The sequence below is a fragment of the Mesorhizobium sp. M1A.T.Ca.IN.004.03.1.1 genome, from assembly GCF_003997555.1.
Taxonomy (GTDB): domain Bacteria; phylum Pseudomonadota; class Alphaproteobacteria; order Rhizobiales; family Rhizobiaceae; genus Mesorhizobium.
Genome location: NZ_RZTV01000079.1, coordinates 1 through 366 on the forward strand (window position 1 = coordinate 1; position 366 = coordinate 366).

Annotated in this window: 1 pseudogene; it reads right to left on the reverse strand. The window is 66.7% G+C overall.

Annotated features, from left to right (window positions below):
- Window positions 1-39: 39 nt before the first annotated feature.
- A pseudogene (locus EOD29_RS30775) lies at window positions 40-366 on the reverse strand (MFS transporter); the annotation flags it as partial.

Sequence of the window (366 nt, forward strand, 5' to 3'; positions counted from 1 at the left end):
GGCGACGTCAGCCGCCGGCCTTCATAGCCGCAGGCAGCGCTAGATTCGCATCGCGCCATGCGGTTCCTCGGCCTCCTCCGAGCCGAAGCGGACATCCTTTTTCTCGTAGCCGAAGCCGGCAAGGGCCGCGACGATGAGAGCTACCACGGCCGCGACGATCAGGAGCGCATAGGCATAGTCGCCGTCCCAGCGAGCGGCCAACCCGGCCTGCAGCGTCGCATTGCCCGAGGCGAGCAGGTTGCCGAGCTGATAGGCAAAGCCCGGGAATGTGCCGCGCACCTCGTCTGGTGACAGCTCGTTCAGATGCACCGGCACGATGCCCCAGGCGCCCTGGACGAAGAACTGCATCAGGAAGGCGCCGATGGC